21 protein-coding genes are annotated in these 14,888 nt (G+C 66.7%); 9 read left to right on the forward strand and 12 right to left on the reverse strand.

The genetic code is table 11. From position 1 onward, the window contains the following. Nucleotides 1-124 precede the first annotated feature (124 nt). Genes CVUC_RS13055 through CVUC_RS13065 form a run of 3 tightly spaced genes read left to right on the forward strand, consistent with a single transcriptional unit; the run spans nt 125 to nt 1,988 of the window. Nucleotides 125-580, forward strand: coding sequence for a hypothetical protein (locus CVUC_RS13055; protein WP_096034352.1), 456 nt, complete (start codon nt 125-127; stop codon nt 578-580). Further along, nucleotides 577-1,116, forward strand: a complete 540-nt coding sequence (locus CVUC_RS13060) for a hypothetical protein (protein WP_096034351.1) — start codon at nt 577-579, stop codon at nt 1,114-1,116. Before CVUC_RS13055 ends, CVUC_RS13060 begins: the two co-directional genes overlap by 4 nt. Beyond that, nucleotides 1,113-1,988 (forward strand): sigma-70 family RNA polymerase sigma factor, encoded by an 876-nt coding sequence (locus CVUC_RS13065; RefSeq protein WP_096034350.1) that lies wholly within the window; start codon nt 1,113-1,115, stop codon nt 1,986-1,988. Before CVUC_RS13060 ends, CVUC_RS13065 begins: the two co-directional genes overlap by 4 nt. Here the strand turns inward: CVUC_RS13065 and CVUC_RS13070 are convergent. Together CVUC_RS13070 and thiE are read right to left on the reverse strand one after the other, a co-directional pair. After that, nucleotides 1,980-2,387 carry a hypothetical protein gene (locus CVUC_RS13070; RefSeq protein WP_010921098.1) on the reverse strand — a complete coding sequence of 136 codons (408 nt, stop codon included), beginning with the start codon at nt 2,385-2,387 and terminating at the stop codon, nt 1,980-1,982. The two genes, CVUC_RS13065 and CVUC_RS13070, sit on opposite strands and share 9 nt — an antisense overlap. 88 nt (nt 2,388-2,475) lie before the next feature. After that, nucleotides 2,476-3,120 carry a thiamine phosphate synthase gene (gene thiE / locus CVUC_RS13075; protein WP_096034349.1) on the reverse strand — a complete coding sequence of 215 codons (645 nt, stop codon included), beginning with the start codon at nt 3,118-3,120 and terminating at the stop codon, nt 2,476-2,478. Nucleotides 3,121-3,251: 131 nt separating this feature from the next. On the opposite strand from thiE, the gene CVUC_RS13080 reads away from it, so the two are divergent. Beyond that, the gene (locus tag CVUC_RS13080) at nt 3,252-3,437 is read left to right on the forward strand and encodes a (2Fe-2S)-binding protein (protein ID WP_010921096.1); all 186 of its coding nucleotides are present in this window, start codon (nt 3,252-3,254) and stop codon (nt 3,435-3,437) included. Between the two features lie 152 nt (nt 3,438-3,589). Then, nucleotides 3,590-4,069, forward strand: a complete 480-nt coding sequence (bfr, locus tag CVUC_RS13085; protein ID WP_010921095.1) for a bacterioferritin — start codon at nt 3,590-3,592, stop codon at nt 4,067-4,069. Here the strand turns inward: bfr and CVUC_RS13090 are convergent. Then, nucleotides 4,066-4,587 carry a GNAT family N-acetyltransferase gene (locus CVUC_RS13090; RefSeq protein ID WP_096034348.1) on the reverse strand — a complete coding sequence of 174 codons (522 nt, stop codon included), beginning with the start codon at nt 4,585-4,587 and terminating at the stop codon, nt 4,066-4,068. The two genes, bfr and CVUC_RS13090, sit on opposite strands and share 4 nt — an antisense overlap. 164 nt (nt 4,588-4,751) lie before the next feature. Here CVUC_RS13090 and CVUC_RS13095 point away from each other — a divergent pair, with 164 nt between their 5' ends. Continuing rightward, nucleotides 4,752-5,327, forward strand: a complete 576-nt coding sequence (locus CVUC_RS13095) for a tryptophan-rich sensory protein (RefSeq protein WP_024265930.1) — start codon at nt 4,752-4,754, stop codon at nt 5,325-5,327. A gap of 10 nt (nt 5,328-5,337) precedes the next feature. On the opposite strand, the gene CVUC_RS13100 is transcribed toward CVUC_RS13095, so the two are convergent. From CVUC_RS13100 to CVUC_RS13125, 6 genes are all read right to left on the reverse strand, one after another. Further along, nucleotides 5,338-5,766 carry a chemotaxis protein CheE gene (locus CVUC_RS13100; RefSeq protein ID WP_096034347.1) on the reverse strand — a complete coding sequence of 143 codons (429 nt, stop codon included), beginning with the start codon at nt 5,764-5,766 and terminating at the stop codon, nt 5,338-5,340. Then, entirely contained in the window at nt 5,763-6,263 is a 501-nt protein-coding gene (locus CVUC_RS13105; protein WP_096034346.1) for a response regulator, read from the reverse strand. Before CVUC_RS13105 ends, CVUC_RS13100 begins: the two co-directional genes overlap by 4 nt. A gap of 123 nt (nt 6,264-6,386) precedes the next feature. Beyond that, nucleotides 6,387-6,839 (reverse strand): DoxX family protein, encoded by a 453-nt coding sequence (locus CVUC_RS13110; protein WP_096034345.1) that lies wholly within the window; start codon nt 6,837-6,839, stop codon nt 6,387-6,389. Continuing rightward, complete coding sequence (locus CVUC_RS13115; RefSeq protein WP_096034344.1) at nt 6,836-7,600, reverse strand: DNA-binding domain-containing protein; 765 nt, start codon at nt 7,598-7,600, stop codon at nt 6,836-6,838. The genes CVUC_RS13110 and CVUC_RS13115 overlap by 4 nt, the downstream gene beginning before the upstream one ends. Next, nucleotides 7,593-8,435: a DUF692 domain-containing protein gene (locus CVUC_RS13120; RefSeq protein WP_096034343.1), complete on the reverse strand. Its 843-nt coding sequence runs from the start codon at nt 8,433-8,435 to the stop codon at nt 7,593-7,595. The genes CVUC_RS13115 and CVUC_RS13120 overlap by 8 nt, the downstream gene beginning before the upstream one ends. Before the next feature lie 78 nt (nt 8,436-8,513). Continuing rightward, nucleotides 8,514-8,795 carry a DUF2282 domain-containing protein gene (locus tag CVUC_RS13125; RefSeq protein WP_012640710.1) on the reverse strand — a complete coding sequence of 94 codons (282 nt, stop codon included), beginning with the start codon at nt 8,793-8,795 and terminating at the stop codon, nt 8,514-8,516. Nucleotides 8,796-8,983: 188 nt separating this feature from the next. Between CVUC_RS13125 and CVUC_RS13130 the strand changes: the two genes are divergently transcribed. From CVUC_RS13130 to CVUC_RS13140, 3 genes are all read left to right on the forward strand, one after another. Continuing rightward, a complete protein-coding gene (locus tag CVUC_RS13130; protein WP_096034342.1) occupies nt 8,984-9,523 on the forward strand; it encodes a sigma-70 family RNA polymerase sigma factor in 540 nt (179 codons plus the stop codon). After that, complete coding sequence (nrsF, locus tag CVUC_RS13135; RefSeq protein WP_096034341.1) at nt 9,510-10,154, forward strand: anti-sigma-F factor NrsF; 645 nt, start codon at nt 9,510-9,512, stop codon at nt 10,152-10,154. The genes CVUC_RS13130 and nrsF overlap by 14 nt, the downstream gene beginning before the upstream one ends. A gap of 161 nt (nt 10,155-10,315) precedes the next feature. After that, nucleotides 10,316-10,996, forward strand: coding sequence for a DUF1109 domain-containing protein (locus CVUC_RS13140; RefSeq protein WP_096034340.1), 681 nt, complete (start codon nt 10,316-10,318; stop codon nt 10,994-10,996). 50 nt (nt 10,997-11,046) lie between these two features. Here the strand turns inward: CVUC_RS13140 and fba are convergent, their stop codons facing one another. From fba to gap, 3 genes are all read right to left on the reverse strand, one after another. Continuing rightward, nucleotides 11,047-12,138 carry a class II fructose-bisphosphate aldolase gene (gene fba / locus CVUC_RS13145; RefSeq protein WP_010921083.1) on the reverse strand — a complete coding sequence of 364 codons (1,092 nt, stop codon included), beginning with the start codon at nt 12,136-12,138 and terminating at the stop codon, nt 11,047-11,049. Between the two features lie 166 nt (nt 12,139-12,304). Beyond that, a complete protein-coding gene (locus tag CVUC_RS13150) occupies nt 12,305-13,495 on the reverse strand; it encodes a phosphoglycerate kinase (protein ID WP_096034339.1) in 1,191 nt (396 codons plus the stop codon). A gap of 178 nt (nt 13,496-13,673) precedes the next feature. Next, nucleotides 13,674-14,681, reverse strand: coding sequence for a type I glyceraldehyde-3-phosphate dehydrogenase (gene gap, locus CVUC_RS13155; protein ID WP_010921081.1), 1,008 nt, complete (start codon nt 14,679-14,681; stop codon nt 13,674-13,676). Nucleotides 14,682-14,888 lie beyond the last annotated feature (207 nt).

Raw genomic sequence — 14,888 nt, forward strand, 5'->3', positions numbered from 1 at the left:
CGGCGGAGCGGTAGGTCGACGGTGTGAAAGAACGGGCGCGGAACCTAGTCGTCCACAGGCGCGAAGGCAAGTCGCCGTTGATTCAACAGGCTTAACGGTCCGCCCCAGGAAATCTTCGTCCGCCGTGTCACATCGATCCCCCCTTCGTCGTCTGTATCCCATATCGGCTGGAGGCACGGCGATGAGACGCAGTTTCGCAATAGGGTTGACGGTCCTTTTCCTGGGAAATGGCGCGGTGATGCTCGCCGCGCCCTACCCTTGGTATCTGGCCGTGCCGGGCGTGGTTCTCACCGGTCCGTTCAACGATCATTTCGTTCGGGATGTCGGCGCGGCCTATCTGGCCTGCGGCGTCGCCACGGCTCTGGGCGCCTGGAACCTTCGCCGCCATGCTGGCGCGGTGGTGGTCGCCGCGACGTTCCAAGGGCTTCACGCGATGATCCATCTGGTCACGCCCTTCTGCGGCGCAGGCGCGCCCTGGCCGCTGCTGGCGCGTGATTTCCCCGGCGTGTTTCTGCCGACGGCGGCCACGATCTGGCTCGCCATCGCCGCGTTCCAACCCTCGAAAGGGGAGCAGAAATGATCCGGATGATCCTGGCGACGATGCTCCGGCGCTTCGAGGGGCGCTACGACTATGACGGCGCCTATATGCACGATCTTCTGGCGGCCAGCCCCAAGGCGTTCTGGGCCTTGCAGAGCGTGCGCACGCTGGCGAGCTATCGTGAGGGGGCGCCGCCGGTGGCCTTGGCCGCCGCCGGCCTAGCCGCCACGCTGTCGGAGGATTGTGGGCCGTGCGTGCAGATCGGCGTGCGCATCGCCGAGGAAAACCAGGCGCCTTCCGATGTGCTCAGGGCTGTGCTGGCGGGAGATATAGCGGGCATGGGCGCGGACGCCGCGCTCGCCTATCAGTTCGCAAAGGCGTCGCTGGACAAGGATCTGGACCGCGCGGACGCCCTACGCGATGCGGTGCTCGCGCGCTGGGGGCCGCAAGGGCTGTCGGCGATCGCGCTCGCCATCGCCGCATCGCGGGTCTATCCGACGGTCAAGTACGCGATGGGGCACGGCAAGACCTGTTCCCGCGTGCAGGTCGGCGGCGATTTGGTGACGGTTCGGACATGACGGTCGCGGAGACCATCTTCGAGACGCGGCGGCGGGCTATGACCGGCCTTGCGTACCGTATGCTGGGATCGCGCGCCGAGGCCGAGGATGTCGTTCAGGACGCCTGGCTGCGCTGGCGTGGGGTCGATGTCTCTGAGGTCCAGGAACCTGCGGCCTTCCTCAGCCGGGTGGTCACGCGCCTGGCGCTGGATCGCCTGAAGTCCGCCCGGGCGCGACGCGAGGTATATGTCGGCGAGTGGCTGCCTGAGCCGGTGGTCGATCCTGATTTCGACGCGGGCCGCGACGCGGATCTATCCGTGGCGTTTCTGCTGGCGCTGGAGCGTCTTACGCCTCTGGAGCGCGCGGCGTTTCTGCTGCACGACGTTTTCGATACGCCCTTCGCCGAGATCGCCGCCACGCTGGGGCGCAGCGAGACCGCCTGCCGGCGCCTGGCCTCGCGGGCGCGCGAACACGTCCGCCGCGACCGACCGCGACATCAGCCGAGCGTCGATCAGGAGCGTCGCCTGACGGCCGCCTTTTTCGAGGCGGTGATGACGGGCGATGAGGCGGCGCTTCGCGACCTGCTGGCGCAGGACGTCGTCATGCACGCCGACGGCGGCGGCCTGGCCAGCGCGAACCTGAACCCTGTCCGGGGGCTGGCCAAGGCGGTCGCCTTGATCCTGGGCGTTCGGCGCAAGTGGCCGCCGCCCTCCGACACCGTGGTCAGGCTGGCGCGCGTCAACGGCCAGCCTGGCTTCGTGCTGGCCGTTGACGGCTCTGTTTTCCAGACTGTCGGGCTTGAGGTCGATGCAGGACGGATCGTCGCCGTCTACACCGTTCGCAATCCCGAGAAGCTGGCCCACCTGGATCCGCAGGCCCTTGGGCTAGGGTAGCTCGACCTTGGGAAGGCTCTCCTTGGCCTCGCACAACAGCTTGCCGGCCTTGCCCACGGCGCCGGAGATGTCGTCGATCTTGGCTTCCTGGCGCCAGCCCTTGGGCAGGCCCTTTGTGCCGTCGAAGTCCATGCCCAGGTCCATCCATTTGTCCGCCGCGCAGTCGAGCGCGAAGATCAGAATGGGGCCCTTGGAGGCGGGCCAGTTGCGATAGGGGCCGTTGGCCTTGCCCTCGGCGATACGGGTGACAACAAGCCCGGTCGATTGATCGACCCGGCTGAAGTCTTCGTCGTAATAGGTCTTGGTCTCGCCGGGAGCCAGTTTCCAGTTCTCCGCGATCGCGGCCGTGGCGAGGGCCAGGATCGGTACGCCAAGCAAACACACTACGAGCCGCTTCATGATCTGCGTCTCCCCCTGCTTTTTTGTTCGCTGAGGCGGACGCTAGGACGATGTGCGGCGCGTCACAAGATACCGTTGTTATTCGGGACTACTTACGCGCAGCCAGACCCTCGGCGATCGCGGCGTTCAGAGCGGCGACCGCTGCGTCGGGGCCCTGGGCGTACGACCAGACGCCGGCCGAAACCGCCAGGAAGTCGGCCCCGGCCGTGGCGAGGCCTGAGGCGTTCTCAACGGTGATGCCGCCGATGGCCACACAGGGCGTTTCCATCGTCTCCTGCCAGATGGTCAGGATGTCGGGCTCGGCCCGGGTCGGCGCGTCCTTGGTGCTCGTCGGGAAAAAGGCGCCGAACGCGACATAGTCGGCGCCGGCCTCGGCGGCCTCCATCGCCAGGTGTCGGCTGTCGTGGCAGGTGACGCCCACCATCCGATCGCCCATCAGCTTGCGAGCGTCCCTGCACGCCATGTCGGACTGGCCGACATGTACGCCGTCGACGGGAAGGCGGGCCGCGAGATCGGGACGATCGTTCAGGATCACCGCGACATCGCGCGCCTGGGCGATCGGGGCCAGCACGTCCACGGCGGCGGCCACCAGGTCATCCGGGGCGTCCTTCAGCCGGATCTGCAGGGCGGCGACGTCGCCGCCCTCCAGCGCGCGGGCCAGCTGGCGCCCGAAGTCGGCGAGGTCGGTCAGGGCGGGCGGCGTGATCAGGTAGAGGCGGCAGTCGAGCGTCATGCGGTCGCTTTAGGCCAATTCGCCTCGGCATGCGACCTCCAGCCGCTGCTAACCATAGTGAGAGTCAGTTGCAAAAGCGGTCGCGGTGCGCTAGATGAGAATGACACTCAATCGGGTAAGGCGTTCTTTCCTTGTACGTCTGCAACTGTAACGGCATCCGCGAGCGCGAAGTCCGCGCCGCCATCGACGCTGGCGCTACGCGGCCGGCTGACATCTTCCGTCACAAGGGCTGCCAGGCCCAATGCGCCAAGTGCGTGTGCGAGATGCGTCAGATGATCCAGGAAAGCCGCGAAGCGCTGGCTTACGCCGCCGAATAACCCCCCGTCGGGCCACGATTTTCGCGACCGAGACGCGTTCTCGCGGAATTCCGTGAGACCGCGAAACACTTGCACACATTCAGGTTGAACGCCGTTTCGGCTTGCCCCACGGTCGCCGCCAGTACGAATCCTCGACGCCTAAGGAGGCCGCCATGCAGGGCGATCCCAGCATCATCCGACTGCTCAACGCGGTGCTCACCAACGAGCTGACGGCGGTCAACCAGTACTTCCTGCATGCGCGGATGTACGACAACTGGGGCTTCAAGCGCCTCGGCAAGATCACCTATGATGAATCCATCGGCGAAATGAAACACGCCGATATGCTGATCAACCGCATCCTGTTCCTGGAGGGGCTGCCCAACCTTCAGGACCTGCACAAGCTGAAGATCGGCGAGACCGTGCCCGAGTGCCTGAACAGCGACCTGCAGGTCGAGCTGGCGGGGCGCGAGACGCTGATCCCCGGCATCATCCAGTGCGAGCAGGCGCGCGACTATGTCAGCCGCGAACTCCTGCGCGTGATCCTCAGCGACACCGAGGAGCATATCGACTTCCTCGAAACCCAGCTGTCGCTGGTGAAGTCGCTGGGCGAAGCCAACTACCTCCAGTCGGCCATGGGCGAGCTACCCGCCTAAGGTACTTTTCGGATCATGAAGACGCGGGCGCTTTCGTCGAGGCCCCGAGCCAGGTGCTCGCGTCGAACCTCCGCCAAGGCGGGACCTAGGGCCTCATCGTCGAGGTCGACGAAGCCGAGCCTGCGATAGTAGGGCGCGTTCCAGGGGATCTCGCGGAAGGTCGACAGCGTCAGCCCGGAAAGGCCGAGGGCGACGGCGCGGTCGGCCACAGCATTGATCAGGGTCGCGCCGATCCTGCGGCGCTCGAAGGCCGGCGCCACGTCGATCTGTTCGATATAGAGGCTGTTCTCCAACGGTCGAAACATCACGAAGCCGGCGGCTTTCGGGCCCTCGCCTGTCTCCACATCCGCGACCAGCAATCTCCCGGACGCCGACCGCTCCGCCAGGCGCTCCAGGGGCGAGGGATCATCGTCGGCAAGCGCGTCGATCCACCCCACGAACCTTCGCGCGGAAAGCCGCTCGATGGCCTGTACGGCCGGCAGTTCTTCGAAACGGGCGGGGCGGATCGTGAGGGGCATGCGCCAGATTTCCCCACTTTCACCGCAAGAGCCAGCCCAAGGCGTGGGCGCGGTCCTTTGCGTCGCGGGCGCTATCCGGTCATGATACCCTGAAGCGGTCAGAGTGGCCTGGAACCAAGGCCGAGCTGGACTGTTTGAACCTTAGAGTTCACGAGGAGCGTCGCATGCATATCGCCAACGGAACCGCGCGGGAACGCGCCCTTGCCGGCCGCGAGGCGTTTGAGCTCGATCATCGCGAACGTCACCATCCGGTTGCGCAGGTGGCGTTTGGCGCGGCCCTGGCCGGCGGGGCGATCATCGCTGCGATGATCATGGGCCGCCGCCACGAACGGGCCCTCGACGATGAGATGTACGCCGTCGAGTTCGCCGAAATGCACGAGCCTGTGGCGCATCAGCCGAAGCCGTTGACCAGCCTGCTGCTGCCGCCGCTGTTCATCGCCATGACCTTGTCCGGACTGCGGACCTGGAACGCGCCCTCGAGCCCGGCCAGGACGCGCGCGCTGACGATCTGGAGCCTGGTGCAGGGCTTCAACGCTCTGTGGCTGGGCCTGGGCGCCAAGCGCGTCGGCGGCCAACTCGGCGCCGCCACCGCGTCGATGGCGGCCTCGGCGGCCTATGCGCTCGAAGCGCGCAAGGTCGGCGGCGGCACTGCGCCTGACCTGGGATGGTTGGGCGTCGCCAACGCCCTCACCAGCCAGCTCTGGCGGCGGTCAGTTCCCCGCGGTCCCACCTTGCACTGATCGAGGACGGTCAGGTCTGACGGCCGGCGGCGGCTCTGGCGCCTAACCGACGGAGGCCCTCCAGGACCTCCTGAAGGTTCTCGCTGTCGCCGTGCTGCCGGATGATCTTGAGCGCTCGGATATTGACCCACACCGCTCGGGAGTCCCAGGCGCCGCGCTCGACCAGGGCGCGGACCATGTCACACAGACTGGCGGCGGACTGCTCCAGCGTCGCCAGTTCGAACATGCCCGCCAGTGAGCGGATGGTCTCGGCCAGGCGTGCGGCGGTGGCCGCGTCGACGTCCTCGCCGGCGACGATCAGAGCCTCGATCGCCTGATCAATCAATTCCAGGGCCGATCCGCGATAGGCCTCGGCGTTCGCTTGGGCGCGGACGAGCGCAGTGCGGATATCGATTCCGCCCGGCAGGTCGACGAAGCGTGTCAGGCGGCTGGCGGTCATTGGAGAAGCGCCGCTGTCGCGCTCTGGATCGACGCCCGGAGGGGGGTGTCGTCAGTGTCGTCGTCCCCAAGCTCCCCGGAAGCGACATTGGCGAAGACCGAGGACGTGCTCCAGAGGATGCGATCCAGCAGGGTGTTGGCCGAAAAGGGCTTGGCTACGATGTAGTCGGCCCCCACGCGGCGCGCCTTCTCGATGAGGGGGCGCGGCGTATGGCCCGTCAACACGATCACGACGGCCGGTGGCGAGCCCGCTGTTTGCTTCCGCCGATGGTCTTCGATCAGGCGAAGGCCCGTGTCCAGGTCGGGAAACGGGTCCACGATGATCAGGTCGGGGTCAAAGCCGGCGCGGGTCTCCGCCTCCTTGAGACCCCGCCGCTCCAGCTTCCTGAAGCCGAAGCCCAGGAGAATCTGCGCTGTCAGATCCATGAACCCGGTGTTTTCGTCCACGATCAGGACGCCGGCCTCCTGGAACTTGAACGTGTTTGCTTGCCTGCCCACGTCGACCTCTGCGGAATGTGAACAACGTTCCGGTAACGGTGATCTGAAGGAGCAAAAACACTCTTAACGGGCATAAAGCCTATTCATTCTAGTGTGGGGCGAATTGTCGCAGAGCGGGTGTTTTCAGGGCGTTCGCGTCACATGGTCCAGGCTCAGCCTGCCGCCGCCCCGCGCGATCAGGACCAGTAGCAGGCCCGCCCAAGACAGGTGCGTCGGCCAGGCGTCGGGATAAACGAACACCTGGATCACGGCGGTCATGCCCAGAAAGGCCAGGGCGGACATCCGGGTGAAGAGACCCAGGACCAGCAGGATCGAGAACAGGTGCTCGGAATAGGTGGCGGCGTGAGCGGCCAGATCGGGCGGGATCAACGGCAAGGCGTACTCCGTCTCGAACAGCGCGTACGTCCCGTCCGTGATGTGCAGCAAGCCGTCCACCTTGGTTCTGCCGGATTGGAAGAAGATCGCCGCGACACCCAAGCGCGCGACGAGCGCCAGAATGTCTTCCGGCAGGAGCTTTTCCGCCCCCTTCGCCAACAGGATGAAGGGCGTGCGCCAGGGCGAGACGGGGGAGGTCATGGTTGCGTTTCCAGGTCCAGGTTGGTGAAGACGCCATCGGCGATCAGGCTGGCGAAAAGGGTCGCGATCGGCGTTTCACGATCGGCTTCGGCGGCGTGCTCGGCGGCGACGCCCAGGGGCTCACCGTGTCGAACTGCGCGCAGAAATGCGGCTTCGGCCTCGCCCAAGAGACGGCTTGTGACGCTCCCGGCGCGCCGGATCAGCATCAGGGTCTGCGGCGCCTCACTCAGCTCAAGCGTCTCATCGCCCGCGCGGGCGGCCAGCCACAGTCCGGGCAAGCCCGCGTCGAAAGTCGCCATCCGCAGGCTGGGGTGAGGATCAAGACGCGCCGCCGCCAGGGCGCCCGATGAAAGCGATGAAAGGGTCGCCGCCTGCAGATGCGGCGCTTCGGCGGCGAACAGGGCTTCGATCCACAGGCGATCAAGATGGGCGACGCCGGCGAGGTAGGGCAGCTCGCCGGCCGGCGGAAAGCGCTCCAGCCAGGACGGGAAGTCCGCGCCATAGTCGAGCAGCGCCGCGTGCGTTGGCGGTGATTGCTGGGAGAACAGCAGCGCGGCGCCGGTGAACCATTCCTCGCCGACAAGCGCGCGGACTGTCGGGAAGTTCTCGGCCAGCGCGTCGACGCATCCCTTGGCGATCGTGTTGCGATAAACGCCGAGACCCCGAGGCGCATCGTGCCCTGCGCACCAGGGCGAAAGGCGCTCGTCCTCGCCCGCGAGAGCGGCGACGAAGGCGTCCTGGAAGGCCAGCAACTCAGACATGCGCGGGCTCGCGAGCGGTCTGGCTGGACGCCAGCACGGCGACGGCGCGGTTGCGCTCGGCCATCAGGGCGGCGAAGTCAGGAATGTCGTCGTCACGCTCGATCAGGGTTGGGCGTGGCCCGATGCGCGCGATCAGGCGCGCATACAGCGTCCAAACCACCTCCGCGACCGGCGCGCCGTGGGTGTCGATCAGGAGGTTTGAGCCGCCCGGATCCGGCGCGTGCCCGGCCAGATGGATCTCACCGATGGCGTGAGCGGGCAGGGCGTCCAGATAGGTCTCGGGCGCATAGCCGAGATTCTGGGCGCTGACGAAGACGTTGTTGACGTCCACGAGCAGTCCGCAGCCGGTGCGGGTCGCCAGGGCCTCGAGAAAGTCGACCTCGTTCAACGTATGCCCTTTGAGCGGGAGGTAGAGCGAGGGGTTCTCGATGAGCACGCGGCGCTGCAGGGCGTCCTGCATCCGGGCGACATTGCCGCAGATGCGGTCGAGGGCGGCGCGTGTGCGGGGGAAGGGCAGGAGGTCTGGATGATGCGCCCCGCGATGGGTCGACCAGGCCAGATGTTCGGAAACGACGAACGGGTCGAAGCGATCGACGAGCCGCTTCAGGGCTTGCAGATGCTCGGGATCCGGGTCGGTGTCGGCCGCCAGAGACAGCCCCACGCCATGTAGCGAGACGGGACGCCGCGCTCGCACGGCTTCGAGAGCGGCGAGACGGGGCCCTCCGGCGGACATGTAGTTTTCAGGATGAACCTCGAACCAGAGGCCCTCGGCGTCGCATGCGATCGCGTCGCCATAGTGCTGCGATTTGAGGCCAAGGCCGGCGGAAGGGGTCATGGTCTGATCTTAGAGGCGCGCCGCTCCCGACCGCTCTTTGGGAGCGGCCGGAAGCGACGGGGAACGATGGTTCGGCGCTTAGGCCTTCGGCGTCAGCGAGCCCATGCCCTTGGGCGTCTTGATCGTGACGCACGTGCCCTTCTTGACCATCTTCCAGGCGTCGCCCTGGTAGTCGACCTTCGAAGTGCCCGCGCACGAGGTGCCGGCGCCGGCCTTGCAGTCATTCTCGCCGGCCTTGGAGACGCCATAGCACTTCTCGGTCTGGGCGCCGGCCTTGTGCTCATCGGCGGCGGCGATGGAGACGCCGGCCGAAAGAGCGATAGCGGCGGCCAGGGCGGCGGTGGTGGCGGTGCGGGTCATGAGAGACTCTCCTGGTGGGTTCGCGCCGAGGCGGCCCTGCGCCGCTCGGTCGTGGGAGAGTTCGTTCCTGGGGTGGCCGAGGTTACAGTGATCGGCGAACAAAATTTCACCGCCGCGCAGGCCGCCCGTTTCGGGCGATGAAGACACGATGTAACCATCGTGGCCTCGCACGCGAACTAGGGGCTGGCGTGACGGACACCGAGACCCGATTGAAGGCGCTGATGCTACGCGGCCTGGACGGCGACACCGCCGCCTACCGCGAAGGTCTCGCGCTGCTCGGTGTCCGGCTTCGCGCCTATTTCATGCGCCGCATGTCGGGCGCGCCCGGCGATGTGGAGGATCTGGTGCAAGAGACGCTGCTGGCGGTGCATCTCAAGCGATCGACCTGGGATAGCGCCCAGCCGTTCACCGCCTGGGCGCATGCGGTGGCGCGCTACAAGCTGATCGATCACTGGCGGCGCCGAAAGATCCGTCAGACGCTGCCGCTTGAGGACCATGTCGACTTCCTGGCCGACGATGCGCCGGACCCGGGCGTCGCCCTGGAGTTGGACCGCGCCCTGGCCAGCCTGCCTCAGCGACAGAGAATGCTGGTCAGCGACGTGAAGCTGACGGGGTTGTCACTGGCCGAGGCGGGCGCTCGGGCGGGCATTTCCGAGGGCGCGGCCAAGGTCGCTCTCCATCGGGCGTTGAAGGCCCTGGCCGAAAGGATGCGTCGTGCGGACGGATGATCTGATCGACGCCCTGGCCGCCGATGCAGGGCGGGGGTCTGAGCCCGCGCCTCCGCGCCGCCTCGCCTTTGTCGCAGGCCTGGGCGGTCTGGCTGCGCTGCTTCTGGTGCTGGGCTGGCTTCAGGCTCGCCCGGATCTGGGTCAGGCGATCCTGGGGCCCATGTTCTGGGTGAAGGCGATCTATACCGGTCTGCTGGGGCTTGCCGGCTATCTCGCCGTGGAGCGCCTGTCGCGGCCCGGCGGCTCGGGTCGACGCGGCTGGATTATCGGCGCGGTGGTTTTCGGGGCCTGCGCCGTCGCAGGGATTTACCAGGCGATCACCAGTCCTGATGTGCAGGCCGCGCTGAAGCTGCTGCACGGATACTCATGGCGCTCGTGCAGCCCGCGCATCCTGGTGCTGGGTTTGCCGATGCTGGCTCTGGGACTTTGGGCCTTGCGCGGCATGGCGCCCACCCGGCCGGGCTTGGCGGGCTTCGCCATGGGGCTGTTCTCCGGGGGCGTGGTCGCCACCGTCTATGGCCTGCATTGCCCCGAGCACACCTTCACCTTCCTGGCGCTCTGGTACAGCCTAGGCGTTCTGGCGCTGGGCCTGATCGGCGGTTGGGCGGGACGCTGGCTGCTGAGGTGGTGAGCAACCGCCCGTGGCGCGCGGCGCCGCGAGTGCAAATTCTTGAGCCTCGCGCTCCGGTCGATTGACAAGCCGCCGTTCCGCCCATGAAGTGCCGCCTCTTTCGCGGGGGGAGACGCGATTGGCTTGGCGCAAAAGCCGCAAGGCTCTGTGGGGAAAGGCGCGTGACCATCGACGAGACCCTCACACCGACGTCTGGCGGCGCGGCCATCTGGTCGGCGGAGAATCTGCTGTGGCGCCTCGCCGAAGTGGCCGTAGCCGGGGCTCTTGGCGGCCTTTTGATGGTTCTGGCCTGGCTCGGCGTACGGCCTGATCTGGCGGCGGCGGTTCAGGCGCCGGTTTTCTGGATCAAGATCGGCTACGCCTTCGTGCTGGCGATCGGCGCCGGCGTGACTGCGTGTCGCATGGCGCGCGGCCGGCGCTGGGGCCTGGTTCCGCTTCTGCTGGCGGCGGGGGTGGCGGGCGGTTTCCTGACCTTTGGCCTCGTGCAGGCGCTGGCGATGAACCCTGAGGCGCTGATGCGTCTCTACTGGCCCACCGCCCTGGCCTGCATCGTCGCTATCCTGGCCATCGCGACCCCGATGCTGCTGTTCGCCAGCTACGGTCTTGCCAGTGTCGATCCTGAAAAGCCCAAGCTGGTCGGGTTCGCGGGCGGTGTGGCCTGCGGCGCGGTCGCCGATGTCGTCTTTGGCCTGCATTGCCCGTTCACGACCTTCGCCTTCATCGCGCCCTGGCACACGGCGGGCATACTGACCTGTGGCGTGGCGGGCCTGCTGTTGGTCGATCTCTTCGGCCGGATCAGGCGCGCCCGCGCGCCCCTGATCGAGGGCGCGGCGGTCGAATAAAAAAAGGGAGGCCAAGGCCTCCCTTTTTCACATCCATTCGATCGCGCCGGTTACTCGGCGGCGGCCTTGGCGGCGCTGGCGCCGAACTTGGCGTGCAGTTCGCCGGACGCGTAGCGCTTGGCCATGGTCGCGGTCGACATCGGCTTGATCTTGTCGGCGTGGCCGGCAGAACCGAACTCGACGAAGCGGGCCTGGCAGACCTTGCGCATGGCTTCCTTGGCGGGCTTCAGATAGGCGCGGGGATCAAACTCGCCCGGCTTCTCGACCAGCAGTTTGCGGATCGCGCCGGTGATGGCCATCCGATTGTCGGTGTCGACATTGATCTTGCGCACGCCGTGCTTGATGCCGCGCTGGATCTCTTCGACCGGCACGCCCCAGGTCTGGGGCATCTCGCCGCCGTACTGGTTGATGATGTCCTGCAGGTCCTGCGGGACCGAGCTGGAGCCGTGCATCACCAGGTGGGTGTTGGGCAGGCGGCGGTGGATTTCCTCGATCACGTTCATGGCCAGAACGTCGCCGTCCGGCTTGCGCGTGAACTTGTAGGCGCCGTGGCTGGTGCCCATAGCGATGGCCAGGGCGTCGACGCCGGTCTGGGCGACGAAGTCGACCGCCTGGTCCGGATCGGTCAGCAGCTCGTCGTGCGACAGCTTGCCTTCGAAGCCGTGGCCATCCTCAGCCTCGCCCATGCCGGTCTCCAGCGAGCCCAGCACGCCCAGCTCGCCCTCGACGGAAACGCCGCAGCTGTGCGCCATCTGCACGACCTTGCGGGTCACTTCGACGTTGTACTCGTAGCTGGCGGGGGTCTTGGCGTCCTCCATCAGCGAGCCGTCCATCATCACCGAGGTGAAGCCGTACTGGATCGCCGTGGCGCAGGTCGCCGGGCCGTTGCCGTGGTCCTGGTGCATGCAGACCGGGATGTGCGGGTAGATGTCGACCAGGGCGTCGATCATCTTGGCCAGCATGATGTCGTTGGCGTAGTTCCGCGCGCCGCGCGAGGCCTGGATGATGACCGGCGAGTTGACCGCATCTGCGGCCTCCATGATCGCCAGGCCCTGTTCCATGTTGTTGATATTAAAGGCGGGCAGCCCGTACTCATGCTCGGCGGCATGGTCCAACAGCTGGCGCAGCGTGATGCGAGCCACGTATTTCTCTCCTGCAAGCGTTAAGTGGTTTGGGTCGTTTCTTGTTTTTGGGGCCCGGCGCTGAAGCGCTCTCTGCCCAGGATCGTCAGTCTTTAAGTCGTCAGTCTTCAGTACAGTTGATCGTCGTTCCGGCGCGAGCCTGCATGACCCGCGCCAGAAGACTATCTCAGGATTCGAGCGCCGCGACGCCCGGGAGCGTCTTGCCCTCCATCCATTCCAGGAACGCGCCGCCCGCCGTCGAAACGAAGGTGAAGTCGGCCGACACGCCTGCGTGGTTCAGAGCGGCGACTGTATCACCACCACCGGCCACGGCTACGATTTTACCCGATTTGGCGAGCGAAGCGGCATGTTTCGCTGCGGAAACGGTCGCTTCATCGAACGGAGGCACCTCGAAAACACCCAGAGGGCCGTTCCAGATCAAGGTCAGGCTCTGGTCCATGGCGGCCAGCAGACGCTTGGCGCTTTCCGGGCCCGCGTCCAGGATCAGGTCGTCAGCCTGGACTTCGCCCAGCGAACGAACCGCCGTCTCAACGCCCGGCGCGACCTTCTTGGCGACCACGACGTCGACCGGCAGCAGCAGTTCGCAGCCGGCGGCCTTGGCCTTTTCCATGATCTCGCGGGCGGTGTCGGCCAGGTCCTTTTCGCACAGCGAGCCGCCGACATCGTGGCCCTGGGCGAACAGGAAGGTGTTGGCCATGCCGCCGCCGATCGCCAGGCGATCCAGCTTGGCGACCAGGTTGTTCAAGAGGTCGAGCTTGGTCGAGACCTTGGAGCCGCCGACGATGCCGATCACCGGCTTCTTCGGATTGCCCAGCGCCGCGTCCAGGGCTTCCAGCTCGCGCTGCATCGACAGGCCCGGATAGGCGGGCAGCAGCTTGGCCAGGCCTTCGGTCGAGGCGTGGGCGCGGTGGGCGGCGCTGAAGGCGTCGTTGACATAGACGTCGCCATTGGCGGCCAGGGCCTTGGCGAACTCGGCGTCGTTCTTCTCTTCGCCGGCGTGGAAGCGGACGTTCTCCAGCAAGGCGACGCCGCCATCGGCGAGGCCGTTCACGACCTCAGCGGCGGCCGGGCCGACGCAGTCACCGGCGAAGGCGACCGGCGCGCCCAGCAGGGCCGCCAGCGGCTCGGCCACGAAGGCGAGACTCATCTCCGGCACGACCTTGCCCTTGGGACGGTCGAAGTGGGCCAGCAGCACCACCTTGGCGCCTTGCTTGGACAGGTACTGGATGGTCGGCAGGGCCGCGCGCAGGCGGGTGTCGTCGGCGACCTTTCCACCGTCGACCGGGACGTTGAAGTCCACGCGGACCAGGGCGCGCTTGCCGGCGAGGTCGGCGGTGTCGAGGGTGCGGAAGGTCATCGGGAGGATCCTGAAAATCTAAGCGTTGGATCCTCGTCCTTCGACAGGCTCAGGATGAGGATCCAAGAGCGGGCGTCGCAATAGCCCTCATCCTGAGCCCGTCGAAGGACGAGGGCGGCCGCGCGGCGACGGCCAAGCAAAACCCCCGCGCCTTGCGGAGCGGGGGTTGGAGTGTTCCTTACAGGAACTTCGCCATCACGAGCGCGGTGTCGCTCATGCGGGTCGCGAAGCCCCATTCGTTGTCGTACCAGCTGAGCACACGGCCCAGCTTGCCTTCGATGACCTGGGTCTGGGCCAGGGCCGCCGTCGAGCTTTCGGCGATGTGGTTGAAGTCCGTCGAGACCAGGGCCTCGTCGGTGACGCCCAGCACGCCCTTCAGCGGGCCGGCGGCGGCGGCCTTCAGGGCGTCGTTCAGCTCGGCGACAGTGGTTTCGCGACCGGGGACGAACTTCAGGTCGACCACCGAGACGTTCGGGGTCGGGACGCGGATCGACGAGCCGTCCAGCTTGCCCTTCAGGGCCGGCAGGACCAGACCCAGAGCCTTGGCCGCGCCGGTCGAGGTCGGGATCATCGACAGGGCCGCCGCGCGGCCGCGGTAGAGGTCCTTGTGCATCGTATCCAGCGTCGGCTGGTCGCCGGTGTAGCTGTGGATCGTGGTCATGTAGCCGCGCTCGATGCCGACCAGATCGTGGATGACCTTGGCGATCGGGGCCAGGCAGTTGGTGGTGCACGAGCCGTTCGAGACGACCAAGTCGTCAGCCGACAGGGTGTCGTCGTTGACCTTGAAGACGATGGTCTTGTCGGCGCCGTCGCACGGGGCGCTGACCAGCACGCGCTTGGCGCCGGCTTCCAGGTGCGCGGCGGCCTTTTCCTTGCTGGTGAAGATGCCGGTGCACTCGAACGCGATGTCGACGCCCAGGTCCTTGTGCGGCAGCTCGGCCGGGTTACGGATGGCCGTGACCTTGATCTTGCCCATGCCGACGTCGATCCAGTCCTCGCCCGAGGTGACGACGCCGGGGAAGCGGCCATGCACGCTGTCATAGCGCAGCAGGTGGGCGTTGGTCTCGACCGGGCCCAGGTCGTTGATGGCGACGACCTCGATGTCGCGACGGCCATGCTCGGCGATGGAGCGCAGGACCAGACGTCCGATGCGGCCGAAGCCGTTGATGGCGACGCGAACAGCCATGGGTCATTCTCCTGATGTGTGGCCGCCAGGCGTGATCGACCGGCGTTCCCTGTTTTGCTGCGCGTTTTGCGGGGGAAAGACGCGAAGTCAAGCCCGAGAAACTGACAACCGTCGTTAGAAAGCTGCTATGGGCTGCGCATCGCCCAATTATCGCCCCCGCGTCTGGCTTAGACCCGCTCGATCTATATGTTGCGTCGCATGATGGAT

The organism is Caulobacter vibrioides (assembly GCF_002858865.1).
Taxonomy (GTDB): Bacteria; Pseudomonadota; Alphaproteobacteria; order Caulobacterales; family Caulobacteraceae; genus Caulobacter; species Caulobacter vibrioides.

What these genes read in the sequence shown, in the direction of transcription:
- CVUC_RS13060 (WP_096034351.1), top strand. Translation starts at nt 577, where the DNA reads ATGATCCGGATGATCCTGGCGACGATGCTCCGGCGCTTCGAGGGGCGC.
- CVUC_RS13065 (WP_096034350.1), top strand. Translation starts at nt 1,113, where the DNA reads ATGACGGTCGCGGAGACCATCTTCGAGACGCGGCGGCGGGCTATGACC.
- CVUC_RS13070 (WP_010921098.1), bottom strand. Translation starts at nt 2,387, where the DNA reads ATGAAGCGGCTCGTAGTGTGTTTGCTTGGCGTACCGATCCTGGCCCTC.
- thiE (WP_096034349.1), bottom strand. Translation starts at nt 3,120, where the DNA reads ATGACGCTCGACTGCCGCCTCTACCTGATCACGCCGCCCGCCCTGACC.
- bfr (WP_010921095.1), top strand. Translation starts at nt 3,590, where the DNA reads ATGCAGGGCGATCCCAGCATCATCCGACTGCTCAACGCGGTGCTCACC.
- CVUC_RS13090 (WP_096034348.1), bottom strand. Translation starts at nt 4,587, where the DNA reads ATGCCCCTCACGATCCGCCCCGCCCGTTTCGAAGAACTGCCGGCCGTA.
- CVUC_RS13095 (WP_024265930.1), top strand. Translation starts at nt 4,752, where the DNA reads ATGCATATCGCCAACGGAACCGCGCGGGAACGCGCCCTTGCCGGCCGC.
- CVUC_RS13100 (WP_096034347.1), bottom strand. Translation starts at nt 5,766, where the DNA reads ATGACCGCCAGCCGCCTGACACGCTTCGTCGACCTGCCGGGCGGAATC.
- CVUC_RS13110 (WP_096034345.1), bottom strand. Translation starts at nt 6,839, where the DNA reads ATGACCTCCCCCGTCTCGCCCTGGCGCACGCCCTTCATCCTGTTGGCG.
- CVUC_RS13115 (WP_096034344.1), bottom strand. Translation starts at nt 7,600, where the DNA reads ATGTCTGAGTTGCTGGCCTTCCAGGACGCCTTCGTCGCCGCTCTCGCG.
- CVUC_RS13120 (WP_096034343.1), bottom strand. Translation starts at nt 8,435, where the DNA reads ATGACCCCTTCCGCCGGCCTTGGCCTCAAATCGCAGCACTATGGCGAC.
- CVUC_RS13125 (WP_012640710.1), bottom strand. Translation starts at nt 8,795, where the DNA reads ATGACCCGCACCGCCACCACCGCCGCCCTGGCCGCCGCTATCGCTCTT.
- CVUC_RS13150 (WP_096034339.1), bottom strand. Translation starts at nt 13,495, where the DNA reads ATGACCTTCCGCACCCTCGACACCGCCGACCTCGCCGGCAAGCGCGCC.
- gap (WP_010921081.1), bottom strand. Translation starts at nt 14,681, where the DNA reads ATGGCTGTTCGCGTCGCCATCAACGGCTTCGGCCGCATCGGACGTCTG.